The sequence below is a fragment of the Psychrobacillus sp. NPDC093180 genome (genome assembly GCF_044754065.1).
Lineage (GTDB): Bacteria > Bacillota > Bacilli > Bacillales_A > Planococcaceae > Psychrobacillus.
This window is the reverse complement of record NZ_JBIVOJ010000002.1, coordinates 308,963-330,896: the sequence shown is the minus strand read 5'-3', so window position 1 is coordinate 330,896 and position 21,934 is coordinate 308,963. Positions and strand designations below refer to the sequence as shown.

Annotated in this window: 16 protein-coding genes; 9 read left to right on the top strand and 7 right to left on the bottom strand. The window is 37.2% G+C overall.

The features are described 5' to 3' along the window. Nucleotides 1–93 precede the first annotated feature (93 nt). The gene (locus ACIP9W_RS04595) at nt 94–2,346 is read right to left on the bottom strand and encodes a phosphodiester glycosidase family protein (RefSeq protein ID WP_400786526.1); all 2,253 of its coding nucleotides are present in this window, start codon (nt 2,344–2,346) and stop codon (nt 94–96) included. Between the two features lie 32 nt (nt 2,347–2,378). Beyond that, nucleotides 2,379–4,655 (bottom strand): ligand-binding sensor domain-containing protein, encoded by a 2,277-nt coding sequence (locus ACIP9W_RS04590; RefSeq protein ID WP_400786523.1) that lies wholly within the window; start codon nt 4,653–4,655, stop codon nt 2,379–2,381. Nucleotides 4,656–4,965: 310 nt separating this feature from the next. Here ACIP9W_RS04590 and secA point away from each other — a divergent pair, with 310 nt between their 5' ends. Then, nucleotides 4,966–7,326: a preprotein translocase subunit SecA gene (secA, locus tag ACIP9W_RS04585; RefSeq protein ID WP_400786521.1), complete on the top strand. Its 2,361-nt coding sequence runs from the start codon at nt 4,966–4,968 to the stop codon at nt 7,324–7,326. A gap of 301 nt (nt 7,327–7,627) precedes the next feature. Here the strand turns inward: secA and ACIP9W_RS04580 are convergent, their stop codons facing one another. Next, nucleotides 7,628–8,983, bottom strand: a complete 1,356-nt coding sequence (locus ACIP9W_RS04580) for a glucose-6-phosphate isomerase (RefSeq protein WP_400786519.1) — start codon at nt 8,981–8,983, stop codon at nt 7,628–7,630. A 162-nt stretch (nt 8,984–9,145) separates the two neighbouring features. After that, a complete protein-coding gene (locus ACIP9W_RS04575; RefSeq protein ID WP_400786517.1) occupies nt 9,146–10,303 on the bottom strand; it encodes an aminotransferase class I/II-fold pyridoxal phosphate-dependent enzyme in 1,158 nt (385 codons plus the stop codon). Between the two features lie 112 nt (nt 10,304–10,415). On the opposite strand from ACIP9W_RS04575, the gene ACIP9W_RS04570 reads away from it, so the two are divergent. Next, nucleotides 10,416–11,780 carry an FAD-binding oxidoreductase gene (locus tag ACIP9W_RS04570; protein WP_400786515.1) on the top strand — a complete coding sequence of 455 codons (1,365 nt, stop codon included), beginning with the start codon at nt 10,416–10,418 and terminating at the stop codon, nt 11,778–11,780. Nucleotides 11,781–12,193: 413 nt separating this feature from the next. Here the strand turns inward: ACIP9W_RS04570 and ACIP9W_RS04565 are convergent, their stop codons facing one another. After that, nucleotides 12,194–12,622, bottom strand: coding sequence for a VOC family protein (locus ACIP9W_RS04565; RefSeq protein WP_282246226.1), 429 nt, complete (start codon nt 12,620–12,622; stop codon nt 12,194–12,196). Between the two features lie 126 nt (nt 12,623–12,748). Then, nucleotides 12,749–13,732, bottom strand: a complete 984-nt coding sequence (gene guaC / locus ACIP9W_RS04560) for a GMP reductase (protein ID WP_400786513.1) — start codon at nt 13,730–13,732, stop codon at nt 12,749–12,751. Nucleotides 13,733–14,464: 732 nt separating this feature from the next. On the opposite strand from guaC, the gene ACIP9W_RS04555 reads away from it, so the two are divergent. The 7 genes from ACIP9W_RS04555 to ACIP9W_RS04525 all read left to right on the top strand — a co-directional run bounded on the left by ACIP9W_RS04555 (nt 14,465) and on the right by ACIP9W_RS04525 (nt 21,027). After that, on the top strand, nt 14,465–14,611 hold the full coding sequence (locus ACIP9W_RS04555; RefSeq protein WP_282246232.1) for a hypothetical protein: 147 nt from the start codon (nt 14,465–14,467) through the stop codon (nt 14,609–14,611). A gap of 165 nt (nt 14,612–14,776) precedes the next feature. Further along, the gene (locus ACIP9W_RS04550; RefSeq protein WP_400786511.1) at nt 14,777–15,634 is read left to right on the top strand and encodes a MurR/RpiR family transcriptional regulator; all 858 of its coding nucleotides are present in this window, start codon (nt 14,777–14,779) and stop codon (nt 15,632–15,634) included. Continuing rightward, nucleotides 15,631–16,758, top strand: a complete 1,128-nt coding sequence (locus tag ACIP9W_RS04545) for a M20 peptidase aminoacylase family protein (protein WP_400786509.1) — start codon at nt 15,631–15,633, stop codon at nt 16,756–16,758. The genes ACIP9W_RS04550 and ACIP9W_RS04545 overlap by 4 nt, the downstream gene beginning before the upstream one ends. Nucleotides 16,759–16,763: 5 nt before the next feature. Then, nucleotides 16,764–17,588 carry a GNAT family N-acetyltransferase gene (locus ACIP9W_RS04540; RefSeq protein ID WP_400786507.1) on the top strand — a complete coding sequence of 275 codons (825 nt, stop codon included), beginning with the start codon at nt 16,764–16,766 and terminating at the stop codon, nt 17,586–17,588. A gap of 1 nt (nt 17,589) precedes the next feature. Beyond that, nucleotides 17,590–18,699 carry an o-succinylbenzoate synthase gene (menC, locus tag ACIP9W_RS04535; RefSeq protein ID WP_400786504.1) on the top strand — a complete coding sequence of 370 codons (1,110 nt, stop codon included), beginning with the start codon at nt 17,590–17,592 and terminating at the stop codon, nt 18,697–18,699. An 86-nt stretch (nt 18,700–18,785) separates the two neighbouring features. Next, nucleotides 18,786–19,844 carry a YkvI family membrane protein gene (locus tag ACIP9W_RS04530; RefSeq protein WP_400786501.1) on the top strand — a complete coding sequence of 353 codons (1,059 nt, stop codon included), beginning with the start codon at nt 18,786–18,788 and terminating at the stop codon, nt 19,842–19,844. A 133-nt stretch (nt 19,845–19,977) separates the two neighbouring features. Continuing rightward, nucleotides 19,978–21,027: a YkvI family membrane protein gene (locus ACIP9W_RS04525; protein ID WP_400786499.1), complete on the top strand. Its 1,050-nt coding sequence runs from the start codon at nt 19,978–19,980 to the stop codon at nt 21,025–21,027. Nucleotides 21,028–21,100: 73 nt separating this feature from the next. Here ACIP9W_RS04525 and ACIP9W_RS04520 read toward each other — a convergent pair whose 3' ends face one another. Continuing rightward, entirely contained in the window at nt 21,101–21,772 is a 672-nt protein-coding gene (locus ACIP9W_RS04520) for a hypothetical protein (RefSeq protein ID WP_400786497.1), read from the bottom strand. Nucleotides 21,773–21,934: the final 162 nt, after the last annotated feature.

Genomic DNA, 21,934 nt, shown 5'->3' with positions numbered 1-21,934 from the left:
TACTGATTACGTTATCACACATCAAAAAGGTTCGCAACTTCTAATACTTTTTAACCTCATACAGTAGGTTTTTTGTCGCACTAGTGAGTTAGGTCAATTTTTATAAATCGCTTGGATATCGTCTATGATTATTTCACCATTCGATTTATTTGCATCCTCTGTTTGCATATAGCGTACAGGTAAATCCATTTTAAGTGGATAAGTTAGACCTGCCGGGACTTCCGCAGTAACGAATCTCCAATCTGTCCAGTTCACATTTTTATCTAAATCGAGTTGAACTGATTTACCAGATGCATCGATGAGTTGTGTTCTCAGCCAGTTTCCTTTGCCATCACCTTTTACCCACATACCGATTTTCTTAGCAGGAGTACTAATCGTTAACTTCGTTTTAGCACTTACATATGCCCCTGAAGTACCTGTTGTGCCTGTGAAATCATAAACTAGTTTAATAGCTTTTGAACCATCACGGTCATTCGTAACAGATTGAACGGCTACAGATTTTGCTCGATCACTAGTAGCCTCATAGTTTAAGATACCTTTATTAAATGATTCTAATATAGTAGGAGAACCATTTGATACTTTTAGCTGGATATTCGCTGTTTTCCCATCATAAGTTACGACACCAGCATACGTACCTGGTTTCGCATTGACTACTTGCTTGCCATTTGTATTTGTTAAAATAGAAGAAGTCACTTTACCATTTCCAGATATAGCTACGGGATTCATATACTGATCGATTCCTTTTATTGGAACAGACAAATCCGTATAAGTTTCCCCTTCAAATACTTCTAATACAGTTGACTTTGGTATGATCGTTGCAAGTGCACCTGTTTTATATTGACTAATGAATAATAAAGAATTGGATACTGAACGCTCATTTCCATCGGAAGGCTTATTTTGAACAGTTACTTTGCTATCGCCTAGTTCTCTCGTAACTACTGTAGAAGAACCTCCACCATCAAATGTCATTGCGTACACTGCCCCTAAATCTTTCATTAGTTTAGCCGTATTTTGCAATGTTAGTCCTTTACTATCCGTTGATCTTCCATCAATTACTGTTGTAAAGATACTACCATCTTTTTTAATACCTACTGCTGTTCGAGGTGCAACACCAGCTACTTTAATCGTTTGTAATGTACCATTTTTCACTAAATGATAACGTCCGCTTACTGATTCTCTTACATCATTCCATTCAGCAGGGGTAAATTTTGTAGAGATTGCAATTTGATCTCCTACTTGAACTTTTTTTAGAAACTCACTTGCAAAGTTATGTCCAGATAAAACAATTTCTCCCTTGTTTAACTTCGCGTTTCCAACACCCGTCACATTTTCTAAAACAGTTCCGACTAGTGTTTCGGAGCCGTTAAGTTTTCCTGAATCTATTTTCACTCGAACCTCTGTACCGAGTTCATTCGTTCCTGTTGTTGCATTGAAATCTCTTGTATAGATTACCAAATGGTTTGCTGATCGTTTACGATTGACAGAATCAATTGCATAAGACTCTTGCCCATTTACGGTAACATTCATCGCTACTTGAGGTGCCCCAATAATAGCTTTACCATCGGCTTTTACACCTAACACTGCCAATTCATTAAGCGGCGTTTGTGATGTAGAAACAATAGATCCGTCCATCATCATTAAATCGATAGGTTGTCCTTGTTTATCGAAGTAATCTGCATTTACCCCAGCAACTACATGATATGAATCATTTTGTTCCACGCTATTTGCTTGAGAAGATGTTGTTTCTAATCCAACTAATTGATCTTTTGCAAGCTCTGTTTTTAATCCGACATTAGAAGTTTTACCATCATATTCGATTACAAATACATTTTGAGCCCCAATTGCTCCATCGATATCAAAGTATTTTTTACGAATACCAGGAGCAAGCTGTGTAACTTTCTGACTCAATACTTTACCACCAGTTAAAGCAGGTGTAGCTTCAGTAGGAAATAACTGAGAAGAATTATTTCCACTAGGTGCAGTTGTTCCTTCTGCATTTGCTAATTCTTTTAGTTTTGCTTTGGAAGGCGTCTTATACTCGACGTACCCTGCCATTTTCGTAATGTACATGCCTCCACCAAGACCATATTGACCGCCGTATAAATTATCATAGCGATATACACGGTATTGTTCACCTGGTTTCAATACTCGTTCGTATACTAAACCTGCATCTGTACGCTTCCATAAGTTGATTGGTTTGATTACTTTAATTTTCCCAACTTGACCAGGAACCATTAATATGCCATCCCAATAAACTTTCGTTGCTGCTTGTGCTTGATTTGGTTGGAATAGAGCGCCCGTGACAATTGCAAAAACGATAAAAAAGTATAGCAATTTTTGTTTCATTTAGATAAATTCTCCTTCATTTCCTTGAGCAATTACTTTTGCTCTTTTTGTTGTTGCTCTCTATTTTGTTCAATTGTATATTTCCATAAATTACTTCCATCGTAATAATAAAGGTTTCCATTGACATCTTTTACGAGTCCATAAACCCCTTTATCCTTCAACCACTCTACTTTTAGCGTATCTTTTGTTACTCTAAATAGTTTTCCTTCCACACTTCCGTAAATATAGCCATCTGGCCCTTCTACGATTTGTGCATTACGGAATCTTCCGGAGATTAACTCTAGTAATTCAACTGAACGAACGTCTGTCCACTCATCTTTATAGACAAATAGCGTTCCATCGGCCATTCCCCAAACATTATTATCTTTATCTACTATTAAACTAGTAATCATACTGGAATCAAATGGTAGATGAATATATTTTTTGTCTTCCGGGTTACTTCTATTAAAGTAGAATAATCTAGCTCCCCTTGGGTTTACTTGTTGGTTCGCATGGATCGATGTTCCACCAAAAACTTGTGTTCCTCTACTAACTAGTGACACGATACTTTGGTTGTAAATATAGTTTTCGTATATTTCCATCTTTTCGTTTTCTGTATTGTAGAAGGCAAGAGCTCCGCCGCCTACACTAGCATCTGGTAATGTCCCTAATACAATTTCTTTTCCGTTATTGTAAGGAGTAACTGCAGTCGATCTTTCTTGTCCATATTCGTTCATACGAATAACTTCTTTCGGATTTCCATTATCCCATGGAAGTGCGCGATCATACACAAGTAATCTAGCAAGTGGATACGCACCGATATAGAGTTTATTGTTTATATGATACATAGACTCTATTTGACTAATATTTCGATACAATTCTTTGTTACCAGTTGCAACGTCATACACACCAAGACCACCGGACATATATCCATTAGCAAATATTTTCTTCCCATCTTCGCTTGAAGCTAGTGTATAAAGCTCTACTGGTTGTTCCGGTAATTCAAATTGATGGTATTGAATTTCTCCCGTTTGTGGATTGTATTCGAATAATTGGCCTAAATTATCAACCATTCCGGATAGTAGAAATTCTGTTGGTTCTTCTACGATCGGTTCTTCAATAACTGTATCCTCAGTTGTTGGTGTTTCCACTGCAGAAGTTCCTTGTGATTCTTTCAAAGCTTTTTCACGGAACGCTTGTTCAAATAGTGCCTCAAAGTCTACCTGCTTATCTTCTGCTTTTTTCTCACCTTTTACGATAAAGTCCAGATTAATTGCTTCTGTCCCTTTTGGTAAATATAATCCAAGCTCCGTATGCGCTTTTGTATCGAAGTCATAACGGATCAGTTGTTGTGCTTTTGTATAGTATAACGATTTGCCATCTGGTGATAGTGTAGAGACAGTTTTAGAATTTAGTTCAAACTCGTCTACGATTTTCAATGTTTTTCTATCGAAAACTACTGCCACATTAGATGGGTATAATCTTGCAACGACATAATCGTCCGTTAATACTAAATCTTGTGCATATTTTTCAGACATATATTTTGCTGGTAAAAAGGATGTGAAATTTTTTGTACCAGGTTTTTTCACCAATAAATCCATATTAGAACCAATCGATACGTAAATTTCATCTCGTTCCTCATCGGCAACGATTGCTTTCACAAAATCTTTTCTTTTACGAATTTGACCGTACTCTTCAATTTGTTTCGTTTCTGTGTCAAATGCTACAAGAGAGCCACCGTATGCTGAACCAGCATATACTTTATTGCCAGAGACGATTAAATCTTGGATAGATGTATCACTCTTATTCGAAAAAATTGCTCCGTGGTTTTCAAACACTTCCGTATTTGGATCATAGCTATAAAGCACACTTGAAACAGATCCACCAACCCAAAGCTTTCCATTTTCATCTACGTCAAGTCCCCAAGCGCTTTTTGAATCTTCTAACGTAAATGTATGTATCGTTTCCTTAGTTTGATAATCTACCACAACTAACGCAGCTGGAGCTCCATGCATGATGTAATAAATGAAATATTCGCCTTTGTCATTTGCAGCAATTTTAGATGAAATAGCAGATGATTTGAAAATCATCGGCCCTAAGTTTTCATAACCTTCCTGAATAACTTCTTCCTCTGGCTCTTGTTCAATTGCATCCTCTAACCATTCTTCTGCACTACCTTCGACTTCAATTACTTCTTCCCCAGTCCCTACAGGCTCTACTTTTACCTCTTCTACAGTTGTTTCTGTTTTGGGTAATTCTTCTGCATTTGCCACACTATTTAAGGGTGTAGCTAACATAGCAGCCATCACTGGAATATAAATTTTCTTCATATTAAAACCCCTTTCATGTATAGTTTAACATTAACATCATTTGGTAACATTTAAAACTTATAGTTGTAATATAATTGAAATATTATATCTCAATTTCCTTGTCGAATTAGTATCCAAATTAAGTGAAAAAGTGTTCATAAGAGTGTGATATTCATTCGACAACAATAAACTGAGCAACTTATGAAAGACTGAGTTTCCTCCAAATCTAGGTATGATTTGTCCCCTGTCGAATTAAGTACAGTTTGAAAATGCTTGCAACTTTGTTTCATGATATAATAGGCAATGGAATTTAAAAGTAGGGAGAATGAACATGTTACATTCTATTAAGAAAATGATTTCTGGTGAAGTCATAGAGTTAAAGCAACTCAAAAAAATAGTATCTAAGATTAATGCTTTGGAAGATTCATTTACAAATAAAACAGATTTAGAGCTTCAATCATATACAACTAGTTTTCGTGACCAATTAAATAATGGAGCAACTCCAGAAGAAATTATGTTGGAAGCTTTTGCGGTCGTTCGCGAAGCTTCAAAACGTGTGTTAGGAAAACGACATTATGATACACAGTTAATGGGCGGTGCAGTATTAACGCAATCTCAAATTGCTCAAATGCAAACCGGGGAAGGTAAAACTTTAGTTGCAACACTACCTGCGTATGTAATGGCACTACACGGTAAAGGAACGCATATTATTACAGCAAATGAATATTTGGCAAGTCGAGATTTTGAAGAGATGAAGCCATTATTTGAGTTTTTAGGCTTAACAGTTGGATTAAATATTTCTGGAATAGAAAGTGACGAAAAACAAGCTGCCTATAACTGTGACATTACTTATGGTACGGGCACGGAATTTGGTTTCGATTATTTAAGAGACCATATGGTACAAAGCGAAGATCAGCTTGTCCAACGACCACTGTTTTATGCGTTAATCGATGAAGTAGATAGTATATTGATCGATGAAGCGAGAACTCCTTTAATCATTGCAGGAAAGTCCAATGCAAGCTTGAATCTATTCCCAATAATGCAGCTAGTTATTAGCTCATTCAAAGATGAAGAAGATTACAATTATTACCCAGAGACAAAACAAATCGTCTTATTGGATAATGGTGCAGATCGACTAGAAGAAGCATTTGGCATTGAGAATGTATACGACCGAGAACATCGTGAGTTTATGCATATTGCAATGCAAACACTTCGCGCAAAAGTAGTTATGCGTAAAGATGTGGACTATATCGTAAAAGACGACAAGGTTATGATTGTGGATCCATATACTGGACGTATTATGGAAGGTCGTACATTTAGCGACGGGCTTCATCAAGCGATCGAAGCGAAAGAAAAAGTATCCATTAAAGAAGAAAATAACACACAGGCTTCCATTATGATTCAACATTATTTCAGACTGTACAAGCATGTATCTGGAATGACAGGTAGTGCCGTCCCTTCTCGTGATGAGTTTTGGGAAACATACAACTTACGTGTAACGGAAATACCGACAAATAAACCAAACAAACGTATTGATATGGAGACGCTTGTCTATTTAACGTATGAAGATAAGATGAAAAAAATTGTGGAAGAAACGCAAAAGTACCATGAGACGGGGCGTCCCGTTTTAATCGGAACGACTTCTATCGAACAATCCGAAAAACTTTCTTCCTATTTAAAAGAGCGTTCAATCGAGCATTCTATACTGAATGCAAAAACAGTAGAAGATGAAGCAGAGCTAATCTCACAAGCGGGGCAAATGAATAAAATCATGCTCGCTACGAATATGGCTGGGCGAGGAACCGACATCAATCTAGGCGAAGGCGTTGCAGAACTTGGCGGTCTTCATATCATCGGTACGGAGCTTCATAGTAGTGCTCGAATCGACATGCAGCTTCGAGGTCGTGGTGGCCGTCAAGGAGATCCAGGAAGCTCTCAATTTATCATTTCGTTAGAGGACGAGCTCTTCAACTATTACGATGAAGAAGAATTCGCTAAATACAAAAACAAGTTGAAAACAGATGGGTCTGGCTTAGTTATTTCATCTAATCCAATAAAATTCGTCTACAACGTCCAAAATGTAATCGAAGGTATGCATTTCTCGAGTCGCTCTCATTTATTGAAATTAGATGATATCAATAACGATCAACAACGCGTTATGTATAATTACCGTGAAAAAGCGTTAAAAGTAGAAAATATGCAAATGCTTATCATTGATGCCATGCATGAACGATTAAATAACTTAATCGATGAGCTTGCAGAAAACGATGTACATGAATCTAGTATTTTAAATGAAATAATGGATGAAATTAAAATCATTTCGATGCTAACATCGTATGAGAATGATTCATTTACTTCTTTAGATCCTGAAAATAAAGGACAATTGAAGAATGCGCTAGAGGCTGTTTATGAGAAAGCTTTCGAGATTGTCAATATGACAAGTAGTGATAGCGAAGATTGGAGAAATATTCAATCATACTACACAGAGACTCTAGATCGCCTGTGGATTGGACATTTAGACAATCTGCATCATTTAAGAGAAGGTATCAGCATCCGCGGATACGGACAAGAAGATCCGTATCGTCTCTACTCATTCGATGCACTTCACCTATTCCAAGGAATGCTTCATACATTCTTTAGAGACGTGATTAGATATAATTTGCAAGTTAATGGGGTTAAAGAGGAACAATAGTTTGGGCTTTTATAGAGTGTTGGAAGTGGCTTTGTCACTTCCAACACTCTTTTGTTTGAGGGAATAACTAGTAGTGGAGATTTCCTAATATTGGATTTTACAACTAAATTGCGTTTTTTTACAACTAAATCATGAAAAATTCCAACTAAACCATCCAAAATTCCAACTAACAAGCTCATTTTTCCAACTAAATCTAAAATCTATGAAAAATGACTGTTTTTTCTTCTCGATCTACAAATTTTCCACATAAAAAAGTCAGTGCAACGAGGAATTCCTCCGTTGCACTGACTTTTTAATTTGATCAATCAAAAATCTCAGATAATCTTTCTTCCAATTCATCCTTCAATGTCTCATACCCTGGCTTGTTCAGTAGCGCAAAAATATTATTTTTATACGACTCTACACCTGGTTGGTCGAATGGATTTACTCCCGACAAATAAGCACTCATGGCACATGCTTTTTCAAAGAAATATAGTAAATAACCTAAATGATATTCGTCCAGTTTATCAATCTCCACTTGGATAACAGGCACTCCACCATCATAATGCGCCAAAATCGAACTATTTTTCGCGATGGTGTTAATATCATGGAATGTTTTATCCTCCAGGAAATTTAACTGATCGAAGTTATTTTCTACAGACTGAATCGTACAATCCTCTTGTTGATTGCGCACATGTAAAATCGTTTCAAATATTTGGCGTTTTCCTGCTTGAATATACTGACCTATAGAATGTAAATCCGTTGTATATGTAACAGAAACAGGGAAAATTCCTTTTTCGTCTTTGCCTTCACTTTCTCCAAATAATTGCTTCCACCATTCAAATACATTACGTAAAGAAGGCTCAAAGGAAGCCATTATTTCGATAATATATCCTTTTTTCTCGAGCAAATATCTAGATAAGGCATATTCATAGGCTTCGTTTTCTTTGTAATTGGAAAACATTAAATCATTTGTTGCTTGCTTGGCACCATCTAATAACGCTTGAATATCAATGCCACCTACAGCTAGCGGAAATAATCCGACTGGAGTTAAAACGGAAAAGCGTCCACCTACATCTGCTGGAACTTCAAAATTTCTATATCCCGCATCCAATGCAAGCTTTCTTAATAAGCCGTTCTCGGGATCAGTTGTTAAGATAATTCTATTTTTCATTTCCTCGCCATAGCGTTTTTCCATATAGGACTTAATCACACGGAATGAAATTGCAGGTTCAAGCGTCGTTCCTGATTTGGAAATAACATTTACATACACTTCTCTGTCATCTACATATTGAAGCAATTGATTAATATAAGCCCCACTCATATTCTGCCCTGCGTAAATTACTTCTGTTTCCCCTGATTTCTTCGAAAAATAAGGAGTTAACGCATCTTGAACAGCTTTGGCACCCAAATAGGAACCACCAATTCCAATAACGATGAGGACAGCAGATTTGCTTCTTATCTCATTTGCAACAGCAAGTATTTGCTCTATCTCTTCTTTATTTTGTTTTGTAGCTAGTTCTATCCACCCTAATGCATTACGGTCTTTACTTGTGGATGCATGCATTTCTTCATGTATTAGACTAATTATATTTGTATATTTATTCTTTTCCTCTTCATTAATAAACTTCGATAATAAAGAAAAGTTTAATGAGAAGGCTTGTTTTGTAACAGTCAATTGGATTTCCTCCTGCGAGCTTTGTATTCATTTATCCTCCTATATTAGCATATTTCAGTAGGCTTTTCCTCTTCAAGGAATAGTTAGGTACTTTTGTTAGGTTAATATGAGTAAGAGTAATCATTCAGACCTCAAATCCTACTCCACCAAACAGTCATTAAACTAAGCTAGTGTCTGTATAAATTTCTCTAACCGATTCAATCCTTCGACCAGTACATCCATGGAATACGCATAGGAAATTCGAATATACCCCTCTCCATAAGATGTAAATGCGCTTCCCGGAACGACGGCAAGCCCTCCTTCTTGCAATAGTTTTGTAGCAAATTCAAATGAGTTCATACCATACGCTTCGATTGAAGGGAAAATATAAAAAGCACCATTAGGTTTTTCAACAGGTAATCCTATTTCGATTAGTCGACCGTATACAAAGTCCCTTCTCTTTATATATTCCACATTCATTTCTTCCGGTGTATGACTAGCATTCGTTAAGGCTTCAATAGCAGCATACTGTGCTGGAAGCGAAGCACATATTGTATTAAACGCATGAACCTTTACGACATGTTGCATTACTTCAGCTGGCCCCATTAAAAATCCTATACGCCATCCTGTCATAGAATGAGACTTGGACAAACCATGAATATAAAACAATTTTTCTCTTATTTCTTTATAAGAAGCAAATGATAAATGCTTACCAGAAAAGGAGTTTTCACTATAAATTTCATCTGTTAATACGTATATTTCTTTATTTGCTATTACTGCGACCAACTCATCCATCGTTTCTTTCGTTAGAACGACACCTGTTGGGTTAGATGGATTATTAAAAAATACAGCTTTCGTTTTTTCTGTAATGAGTGCTTCTAGCTTTTCTGCGGAAGGCTGAAAATTGGTTTCTGTGGTATCTAAGTAGACAACCTTAGCACCGCATAATTCAATAACGGGCACATAACCGGAATAATTGGGTGCTGGTAAAATGACTTCGTCTCCTTCTTCTAAAATGGTTCGAAAAACTGCGTCGATTGCTTCACTGGCACCGTTTGTAATGACAATTTCATTTTGTGGATCATAAGAAAATCCATATTTATTGGAGAAAAAACTATTTACTGCTTCTCGGAGTTCGATTAATCCTGCATTATGGGAGTAGCCAGTAAGATTTTGCTCGATTGCACGCACTCCCGCTTCCTTTACTGAATTGGGTGTGGGGAAATCAGGCTGACCAATTGTTAAATTAATCGCATTTGGATAATGAATAAGTTGATTTGAAAATTGTCTAGTTCCTGGCGTTTTCAAACTTTCTGCGCGTGGATTTAATCGTAAACTCATTGTTTTATCTTCCTTTCAAATAAAAAAGCTTTGTTTTTATCTAAGTATACTGTATAGTTGAATCATTTATAATTGCAATATTTCAAATTATAATTAAGTTAGGAGAATAGTAGTGGAAAATAATCAATTGGAAATGTTTTTGGAACAACTAGGAGAAGAAAAAATAAGTAGAAGTGAATCAGAACTATACCGTCATAGCCGTGACGAATCTTCTCACCCTTTTGTAGAGCCAGATTTCGTTGTCTTTCCTGAAAATGTAGAAGATGTAGTGAAAGTGATTCAACTCGCAAATGAACATGTTATACCTGTAACCCCTTTCGGAGCAGGATCTGGTCTAGAAGGTCAAGCCATCCCTATCAATAAAGGAATTTCCTTAAACTTCGACCGTATGAATAAAATAATTGAATTTTCACCGGAAGATTTAATGATTACGGTAGAACCCGGAATAACCCGTCTACAATTAAATGAATATGTTAATAGACATGGCCTCTTCTTCCCGATTGATCCTGGTGCAGATGCATCTATCGGTGGAATGGTGGCAACAAATGCGAGCGGGACAACCGCAGTACGCTATGGCTCGATGCGTGATCAAGTACTGGATTTAGAAGTTGTACTTGCAAATGGTACCGTTATACATACTGGAACTAAAGCGAAAAAATCTTCTTCTGGTTATCATTTAAACGGACTAATCACTGGATCAGAAGGAACACTTGGTGTTATCACCAAAGTTACAGTCAAATTGCATGGCATTCCTGAGAAAGTTATTGCAGCAAGATGTACATTTCAAACTCCTGGAGAGTGTGCAGAAGCAGCACAAGTTGTTCTAGCAAGCGGTATTCAAGTTTTGCGCATGGAACTAGTGGATGCGGAAAGCATTAAACAAGTAAATGAATACGGAAATTATTCATTCCCAGAAGAACACTCTCTGTTTTTTGAATTTGCCGGTGCACCGAACATTGTAGAGGAAGAAGCTACCGTTGTAGAAGAGCTTATGAAAGAATTAGGTTGCAGTAACTGGAAACGTGCAAACTCTTCAAATGAACGAGCAGATTTATGGAAAGCACGACACGAAATGGCTTATGCATTTAAACATATAAAAGGAAAAGCATCGACGGGTTCGGATTCATGTGTCCCTATTTCGAAACTAGCAGAAATGGTTGTCTTTGGTCGTGAGCTGTTAGAACAAAGCGGACTTATTGGTGGTGTATTCGGTCACGTAGGTGACGGTAATTTCCATACAATGGTCATGTACGATCCGAATGATCCAGCGGAAGTAGAAAAAGCAGAATATACAAATGAACAAATCGCAACCAAAGCGATTAGCCTCGGCGGCACTTGTACAGGTGAACATGGTGTGGGATTAGGTAAAAGGAAATACCAAGTTACCGAGCATGGAAATGCGGTTGAATTAATGAAATCCATGAAAACATTAATGGATCCAAAGGGAATATTAAATCCTGGGAAGATATTTTATTAATCTTGCATTTGCGTAGAGTTTTGGTTTTTCGCAACGTTCGGGCTCGGATGCGCAACGTTTTTGCTTCTCGCAATGTTCGGGGGCTTTCTCGCAACGTTTGATTCGTTTCTCGCAACGTTAGATGGCTTTTGCGCAACATTCGGGCTCGGACGCGCAACGTTTTAGATTCTCGCAATGTTCGCGGGCTTTCTCGCAACGTTTGATTCGTTTCTCGCAACATTAGATGGCTTTTGCGCAACGTTCGGGCTCGGACGCGCAACGTTTTTGCTTCTCGCAACGTTCAGAGGCTTTCTCGCAACGTTTAACCCGGTTCTCGCAACATTCGGGTGCGGTTGCGCAACGTTTCAACTCATATGCGCAACATTAAAGGCTGTCCAACATTTTTGTTGAACAGCCTTTTTAATTTCACTTTATTATTGTTTTAATTCTTCGCCTTCGTGGCTAAATTGCCATTCGATGCCGAACTTGTCCTTTAGCGCTCCGTAGCATTTACTCCAAAATGTTTCTTGTAACTCCATCGTTACGGTGCCATTAGCTTTAAGTGCGTCAAAAGCAGAGCGGATTTCCTCTTCATTTTTGCTAACAAATGCTAAGCTTATATTGTTTCCTAAGATAAAAGGAGAGCCTGGAAATGTATCAGAAAACATGACATTGCTGCCATTAATATTTAAACGAGTATGCATGACTAAATCTTTTGCTTCCTCTGGTAACTGGTAATCTGGATGTTGAGGTGCCTCACCGAAAGTCATAATTTGTGGTTTTTCTGTTTTAAAAACTTCTGCATAAAACTCCGCAGCCTCGCGACAATTCCCATTAAAATTAAGATAAACATCTATAGCCATTTGATACACTCCTCTTTTTTATCCTTGTATTCATCCCTCATGGACGACTATATTATTGTAACATTCAATCAATAAAAATACTTCCCCAAATAAAAAAGAGCGAGATAAATAATCCCGCTCCCCTACTTAATATACTTTATCTCCGTTAAAAATGGAGTTTTTTACTATAACATAATCTACATTACGAATTGCTTCTAATTTAGTTCCGCCAGCATAAGAAATAGAAGATTGAAGATCTTGTTCCATTTCAGTAAGCGTGTCTTGTAACGCTCCTTTATGCTCTACGTACATTTTTTTACCTTCTACGTTTTTCTTTTCCCCTTTTTGAAATTCAGAAGCGGAACCGAAATATTCTTTAAATTGTTTTCCGTCTTTTTCAATTGTATTTCCTGGAGATTCTTCGTGTCCAGCAAATAATGAACCGATCATTACCATCGATGCACCAAAGCGAACAGATTTAGCGATATCACCGTGTGTACGAATTCCACCATCAGCTATAATCGGTTTACTTGCAGCTTTTGCACACCAACGTAGAGCAGCTAATTGCCACCCGCCAGTTCCAAATCCTGTTTTAATCTTCGTGATACATACTTTACCTGGCCCGATCCCTACTTTTGTAGCGTCAGCTCCAGCGTTTTCTAATTCTCTTACCGCTTCAGGAGTTCCAACATTTCCAGCAATAACAAAGCTTTCTGGTAAATGCTTTTTAATATGTTGAATCATTGCGATTACTGCATTAGAATGACCATGTGCAATATCAATTGTAATGAACTCCGGTGTAAGTTTCTCGGCCGCTAATTGCTCAACAAACCCATACTCTTCCTCTTTAACACCAACACTAATCGATGCGATTAATCCACGTGATTGCATATCCTTTGTAAATGCGATACGCTTTTCTGGTTCAAAGCGATGCATAATATAGAAGTAACCATTTTCAGCTAAGTAATTGGCAATTTTCTCGTCGATAATTGTTTGCATATTGGCAGGTACTACAGGCAGTTTAAAAGCATGCCCACCTAATGTTACAGTTGTATCACATTCTGAACGGCTATTTACGATACATTTTGCCGGAATTAATTGAATATCTTCATAATCGAATACGTTTTCCATATTATCCACTCCAAAACACGAATATTGTTTTTGGGAAAAACAAAATTGTTCGTCCATTGGGTAATTTACAGCATTTTCGAGCATATGTCAATTAATTCAGGACTAATAACCAAAAAAATTCTAAAAGAGCTGTTTAAATAGCGATAGAAAAGCATTTCCTGAAGCTATTTATTCAATGTAGGATTTCCTAATAATAAAAAGGCAGATGTAGAAAATGACAAGCTTTTCTACATCTGCTTATATGAAAGTCCTATTTATTGATCGTTTTGACATGGGTTTCAATTAACTTAATTCTATCTGCCAATTCCAATACTGCTTGCATAAGTTGAAGTTGTTCTGTTTTTGTAATGGTGGTATGACGCTCCATTTGTTCTACTGATTTCTCAACTCTTTGGATACTGTGATTCATAACATTTACAAAATGTTCGGCTGACAGTTTTTTTCATCTCCTTTCATTTATTTTTATTGTAATATACTTTTAAGTTATTTCAATTGACAGAATTAAACATAAATTAACACAATACATTTAGGAGGTAAAACAGTAAGTCAAAAATGTATTTAAAGCGTTTTCATATGGCTGAAATTAATTTTTATTTATTTCTACTTAGTACATTGGATTTAGCTAACCGACTTAATTGCAACAAATTTGTGCATAATAGAATGCTTTTCATCATATATTATCTACCTTTATTAATATACTAGCTAGTAAAGTATGATAAGGAGGAGAGTATCATGTATTCAAATCCAGTTGATCCAGAGGAAATGGCTATGCGAAAAAATTGGGATGTCATTGCTTCTCTGAATATGATTGGGGAAGGCGGTCCCGTCTATAACTTCGAAGAAAAAGAAGAAACTACAGATACAACTAACGAATCCTAATAATCTATCATGCTAGTCCCCACTCGAGTGGGGATTTTTTAATTTTTAGAAATTAATATATTGCATTCAGCTGAATATTGTGATAAATTAAACAATATTAAAATGAAGTTAATACTTCAATTTTCTTCAATAATGATGAATTTCCTTCAAAAAGGAGTTTGAGCTTTGTTATTACGAGATTTGATACGTGAACATTTTATAAAAATGTCGAAAAGTCAGAAGAAAGTTGCGAATTACGTATTGGACCATCCCAATGATATCGCATTATATTCGGCAGCAGAGTTTGGTTCTAAAATCGGGATAAGTGAATCCACCGTTATTCGTTTTTCGAATTCCCTTGGTTTTTCCGGCTATACAGAACTGCAAAAATTAGTTCGAGAGCAATTTTTTAAGGAAAGTAGTTTAACGAGTTATCAGCAATCTAAAATGGATATCCCTAAAGATATGAGTTTCCATAAACAAGTAATGGAACAGGATCGGGAATCCATCTTAGCTACAATGAATCAAATAGATGAGCTCGCATATCAAACAGCCGTCCAACGCATATCTAAAGCGAAATCTGTCTATGTACTCGGACTTCGTTCTTCTTATTCGGCTGCTAACTGGCTTTCCTTTTCTTTAGGTTTAGTAAAAGAAAATGTCCATTTTATACGGCCTGATACGGAGGATGTAATCCGCACCATTATGAAAATGGACGAGCATTCTGTTGTCATCATCATTTCTTTCCATCGGTATTTAAAAGAAACGATTGAAATAGCCGGGCTTATACGCAATCAAAAGTCATATATTATAGGAATAAGTGACTCGATTTTAGCGCCGATTCATGCGTATAGCGATGTATTGTTCCCTATTTATGCAGCAAACAAGTCAACTTTAGATGCTGTCTCCCCTCTCTTTTCGTTTATGAATGCCATTGTTGCTGGTTTAATCGTGGAGCAAAAAGAGGATTTCATGAAGAGGCAAGCACTATATGAAACGATTCCGAGTCATTTTCTATTCGAGGAAGGAAAGGATCCAATATGAAACAAGCATTATTAGATATAAAACCTACTGTGAAAGCAGTGTTTCAACATCTTCATGCCCATCCTGAAATTAGCTGGAAAGAGTTTCTAACGACCGAGTATTTGAAAGATTTTCTTATCCGAGAAGGATTCCAAGTCACTACTTTCGAAGATTCAACTGGATTAGTTGTAACCATTGGAAGTGGGAAACCTTGTGTCGGACTTCGAACAGATATGGATGCCTTATGGCAAGAAGTGGACGGAGAGTTCAAAGCCAATCATTCATGTGGACATGATGCACATATGACGATGGCTGTCGGTACACTCCTTTTACTGAAAAAATTAGGTATTCCGAAACAAGGTACGCTAAAAGTATTATTTCAGCCAGCAGAGGAAAAAGGTACAGGTGCTCTTTCTTATATTGATAAAGGACTAGTCGACGAGATTGACTATTTGTACGGTGTACATCTTCGTCCAATTCAAGAAATTCGAAATGGCTATGCTGCTCCAGCTATTTTACATGGTGCTGCAAAACTAATTAGCGGAAAGATTCATGGCGTGGAAGCACATGGTGCAAGACCACATCTAGGAGTAAATGCAATTGAAGTCGGTGCGCAAATGGTGCAAGCCATACAAGCGATTTATCTGGACCCGATGATGTCCTATTCTGCTAAACTTACAAAATTCCAAGCTGGCGGTGAATCTGCTAATATTATTCCTGGTAATGCTGAGTTTAGTATCGATGTCCGGGCACAATCAAATACCGCGATGAATGAATTAATTGGCAAAGTAGAGCATGCGATTAGTTCTGTTGCCTCTCTAAATAATATAACGATCGATTTTCATATAGAGACAGAAATTGCGGCTGCAGAAGTGGACGATTCAGCAGTGGAACTGATGAAAACAGCAATCATCGACACGATCGGTAAAGCCTATTATGTGCCGCCAATCGTTACACCAGGCGGAGAAGATTTTCATTTTTATACATTAAAAAGGTCTTCCATTAAAGCGACGATGCTTGGTTTAGGCTGCGATCTAAGTCCTGGATTACATCATCCGGAAATGCGGTTTAACGAGGAGAGCATTATAACTGGCATCGAAATTTTAGCTCGTACGATCATCGGTACTTTTCGAACAAAGGAGTAAATAATATGAACCAAATAACGATGCGCGTTTTAAAAACTGTCGAGGAAATGCAACTAGTTCAGCAATTAGAAGAGACAGTTTGGGGCATGGAAGCAATTCCTGTCCACCAAACACTTACGGCTGTTAAAAATGGTGGATTGATCATCGGTGCATTTGATGAGGAGAAATTAGTCGGCTTTTCTTATGGTTTTGCTGGCTATCAAAACAAAGAAGCATACCTATGCTCCCACATGCTTGGTATACATCCAGATTACCAACTACAAGGCATCGGCAAAAAACTAAAAGAAGAACAGCTTGTCGTAGCAAAAGAGATGGGTTACAAGCTAATTACCTGGACATTCGATCCCCTAGAAAGCCGCAATGCCTATTTAAATGTTTCCAAGCTATACGGCATCGTTGATACCTACATTGAAAATTGCTACGGGGAAATGACAGGCGGGATTAACGCCGGCTTACCAACGGATCGTTTACAAATTGAATGGTGGATTACAAGTGATCGTGTCGAGAAGAAATGGATGCCAAGCAATATAATTTTCGATAATCCTTTTCAAACTGCATGGTCGGAACAAAATCTACCTATCCTAGAGGAACCTGAGTCGTTTGACCCGACTCACCAAGGATATGAAGTGCCTATTCCCCAGCAATTTCAAGAGATGAAAAAAATAAGTCCGGAGGCTGCCCTACAATGGCGTTTACAAATACGAAAAGTTATTCAAACCCTATTTTCAAAAGGCTATGCACTCGTTGCCGTCCGTAAAACAGATGAACCAGTGAACTATTATCAATTTGTACAAAGATCCACTATACCAATACAAACAGAGGAGAACTAATATGCAAATTAAAGAAATTAATATACGCAAAATGAAAATGAAGATGAAATCCCCTTTTTCAACAAGCTTTGGAACCTTCCAAGATAAAGAGTTCCTTCTATTAGAGGTTACAGATGAACTCGGAAATACAGGCTGGGGAGAATCTACTGCCTTTCACTCTCCTTGGTATAACGAAGAAACACTTGAAACCAATTTACATATGATCCGAGATTTTCTAATCCCACTTGTATTAGATAAAGAATTCGCTCACCCAGATGAAGTGAATGAACTCTTCGCTCCCCTTCGCAAAAACAATATGGCGAAAGCAACAGTGGAAGGTGCTATTTGGGACTTATATGCAAAACGCAATCAAATGACTTTGGCGCAAGCACTTGGTGGAACCACTGAAAAAATTGAAGTCGGTATTAGTATCGGTATTCAAAAAAGCACAGAAGATTTAATCGAGTTAGTTCGTGGATATGTAGCAGAAGGCTATAAACGGATGAAAGTAAAAATAAAGCCTGGCTTTGATGTAGATGTAATAAAAGCACTTCGAGAAGCCTTTCCGAATGTCCCATTAATGGCTGACGCGAACTCGGCCTATACATTAGATGATATCGATGTTTTAAAGCGATTAGATGAATACAATCTGACAATGATTGAACAACCTTTAGCTTCCGACGATATTATCGACCATGCTAAATTACAAAAAGAGTTAAAAACACCTATCTGTTTAGACGAAAGCATTCATTCCTTGGAAGATGCTCGCAAGGCAGTTGAGCTAGGCAGCACAAAGATTATTAATATTAAAATCGGCCGTGTTGGCGGGTTAACAGAATCGAAAAAAATCCATGACTACTGTATGGAACATAATATTCCAGTATGGTGTGGTGGCATGTTAGAGTCAGGAATTGGACGTGCTCATAATGTAGCACTAACAACCCTTCCGAACTTTATCTTACCTGGTGATACAGCTGGATCTTCTCGCTATTGGGAGGAAGATGTTATTACACCAGAAGTAATAGCAGAAGATGGCTATATTACGATTCCTACAAGCTACGGCATTGGATACGAGCCAAATTTTGCAGCAATGGATCGTTATACAGTAGCTACATTCAACTTTAAAGCTTAACAGAATAAGCGCCCTATTCCTTTTAAAGATTGGGCGCTTTCCGCATTTAATTCTCTGAATATTTTAATAACGAGGAGTAGAAAGATATGAAAAAAAGTTTTCAAATTGGTTCCGCTTTTATCGGAATCATTGTCGGTGCAGGATTTGCTTCGGGGCAAGAGATTTTACAGTTCTTCTCAAGCTTCGGTTACATAGGAATGGCGGGTTCTATACTCGCTGCAATGTTTTTTGCTTTTCTTGGGATGAACTTAACCCAACTAGGAAGTAGGCTTCAAACGACTTCTCATAAGGACGTAATTTATCATATTTGCGGTCGGTATTTAGGTGCTTTTGTAGATATTATCATCACGTTCTTCTTGTTCGGCGTAACGGTAGTTATGTTCTCAGGAGCTGGCGCGATTTTTGAAGAACAATTCGGATTACCTGCAGTTGCTGGAAGTCTTTTTATGACTGTAATCACCATTGCAACTGTTACATTAAATGTTCAAAAAGTGATTAGTTTAATAAGTGCGGTTACCCCATTCTTGTTAGTAATAGTTGTAGTAATTGCGGGATATTCTTTATTTCATTTCGATCCTGATTCAATCGATATGGATGCGGCTGTTGCGAAAACGTCCCCTGCTGCTTCTAACTGGCTAATGGGCGCGCTATTATATGTTTCCTATAATATTGCTGCTGGTGTGGCAATGATCACAGTAATTGGTGGTACTGTAAAAGATCAAAAAGTTGCAGGTCGTGGAGGTATTATTGGTGGACTAGGATTAGGTTTACTTATATTGCTAATTAATATTTCTATGCTAACACAAATGGATAAAATTGCGGATGTCGCGATGCCAATGATTACACTCTCCAATGAAATACATCCGATTGTCGGATTTATTATGGCAATTGTCTTAATAGGTATGATTTATAACACTGCAGTTGCGATGCTTTATGCATTTTCTGCACGAGTTGTAAAACCAGAAAAGCCTTCATTTAAAGCTTTTACCATTCTATTTGGTATGATTGCTTTTATCGCTAGTTTCCTAGGTTTTGTGAATCTTGTTGGTACGGTGTATCCTATTACAGGTTATTTAGGTTTCCTTTTAATTGCTGCAATTATTGTATCTTGGATTATGTATAAACGAAAATGCGCGAGAGTTTAGTAGATAGAGGGAAATAAAACAGGCTTTGCGAGGCTTTTCCCACAATTCTATTCATGGCCGATGTAACATCAGCGTATACTTTAAATGATATGAAAATAGATGCAAACCATTAGAAAACAAAAGGAGCCAATATATGAAAAAAAGCCTTCAAATCGGATCCGCTTTTATTGGGATTGTCGTTGGAGCAGGCTTTGTATCAGGACAAGAAATATTGTTATTTTTTACGAGCTATGGCTATCTAGGCATTGCAGGTTCGATTCTTGCAACTGTTTTACTCGCATTTTTTGGAATGAGTTTAACTCAACTTGGTAGTCGTTTGCAAACGACGTCGCATCAGAAGGTCATTTATCATATTTGTGGTCCATATTTAGGTTTCGTGATTGATATGGTCATTACTTGTTTACTGTTCGGCATAACGATGATTATGTTTGCTGGAGCAGGTGTTGTTTTTGAGGAGCAGTTTGGCATATCTGCTTTAATAGGCAGTTTAATAATGGCCATTATTACGATTATTTCTGTAATGTTAGGTGTTCAAAAAGTTATTGGATTAATTGGTGCAATCACTCCATTTCTATTAGTAATTGTATTGATCATAGCAGCCTATTCGGTAATCCATTATGACACAAGCGTAGATTTTAAAACCGTGAGTGCGGGAACACCTCCCCCTGTTTCCCATTGGGGTGTTGGTGCTTTTTTATATGTTTCCTATAATATTGCTGCTGGTGTATCGATGATTACTGTAATAGCTGGTACGGTCAAAAATCAAAAAGTGGCTGGTTGGGGAGGAATGTTTGGTGGCCTTGGACTAGGATTGCTTATTTTACTCATTAATATTTCAATGCTCACACAAATAGATTCTATTGGTAATACATCGATGCCAATGATAACCATCGCAAATAATATGCATCCTATTATCGGGTTTTTAATGGCAATCATCCTTATTGGCATGATTTATAACACAGCTGTGGCGATGCTGTATGCATTTTCCGCACGTATTATAAAACCAGGAAAAACTTCCTTTAAAGCATTTACTATCTTTTCTGGTGTTTTTGCCTTTTTTGCTAGCTCGTTAGGATTCGTCTATCTCATCGGAACAATCTACCCCGTGACGGGTTATCTAGGAATCTTGTTAATTGGAGCGATTCTCATATCTTGGTTTACATACCGAAGAAAGGTTTATTAATAAAAGTGGCGGAGACATATAATTGTCCCCGCCACTTTTCATCTATTTAATCATAAGCCTTGAAATTTGATTGCTATGCTGTTTGGTTCTGTAGTTTGTTTTCTAATCCCTTTACCTTTGCATCTAAATCTTGTAGTAGACTATTATTATCTACATTTTCCAGCTTATCCATTAACATTTTAACTTTTGCTAGCTTCTGTTCGACTTTGGCTTTATCGCCATTCTCGAATGATTTTTCTAAACTATTCACAGCCATATAAATACTTATCGGCAATGCTAACTCTGCACGTTTTGCTTCCGCTGGAACTTTGTACTTCTCAATAAGTTTGTTTCGATTCTCTTTTCCATCTACTTTATAAAATAGAGAGGTTCCTTTTTTCAGCTCTTTAGAAAGTTTATGGTAATTGCCTTCTAATGCCTCCCAGTCTTTATTTGCCTCTGCCGTTTCAATGGATGCTAGTAGTGGGAGTATTGTATTTTTCCCATATGCATCTGCAATTTCATATGTGTTAGACGAATTTTCGCTTTTGTTTTTATCTTTACTAACGTACTTTTCTTTCCACTGTTTATCATCTTTTTGAAAATTTTTATTCCAATGCTGTTTCTCCATCTTTTGATGGGATTGCTTCCAATCATTTGCTTGTCCTTTTTCTTCCCAATGGGCGCTCCCTATTAAAGGTCCACCAAATATAGCGGCCGATAGCAGAGCAGTTGTAGCAGTTACTTTTACGTAGTTTTTCTTCATACAAAAATTCCTCCTCTTTCTTTTAGAAAGTAAGCACTCACTTCTGTACTTTAGATTTACTTACTACTTTTTTACGCGTAAATAATGATACGCGCTTGTCTTCTACATACCCGATAATTTTTATGCTAAACCATTACAAAATGAAGAGACCCATTTACTGTA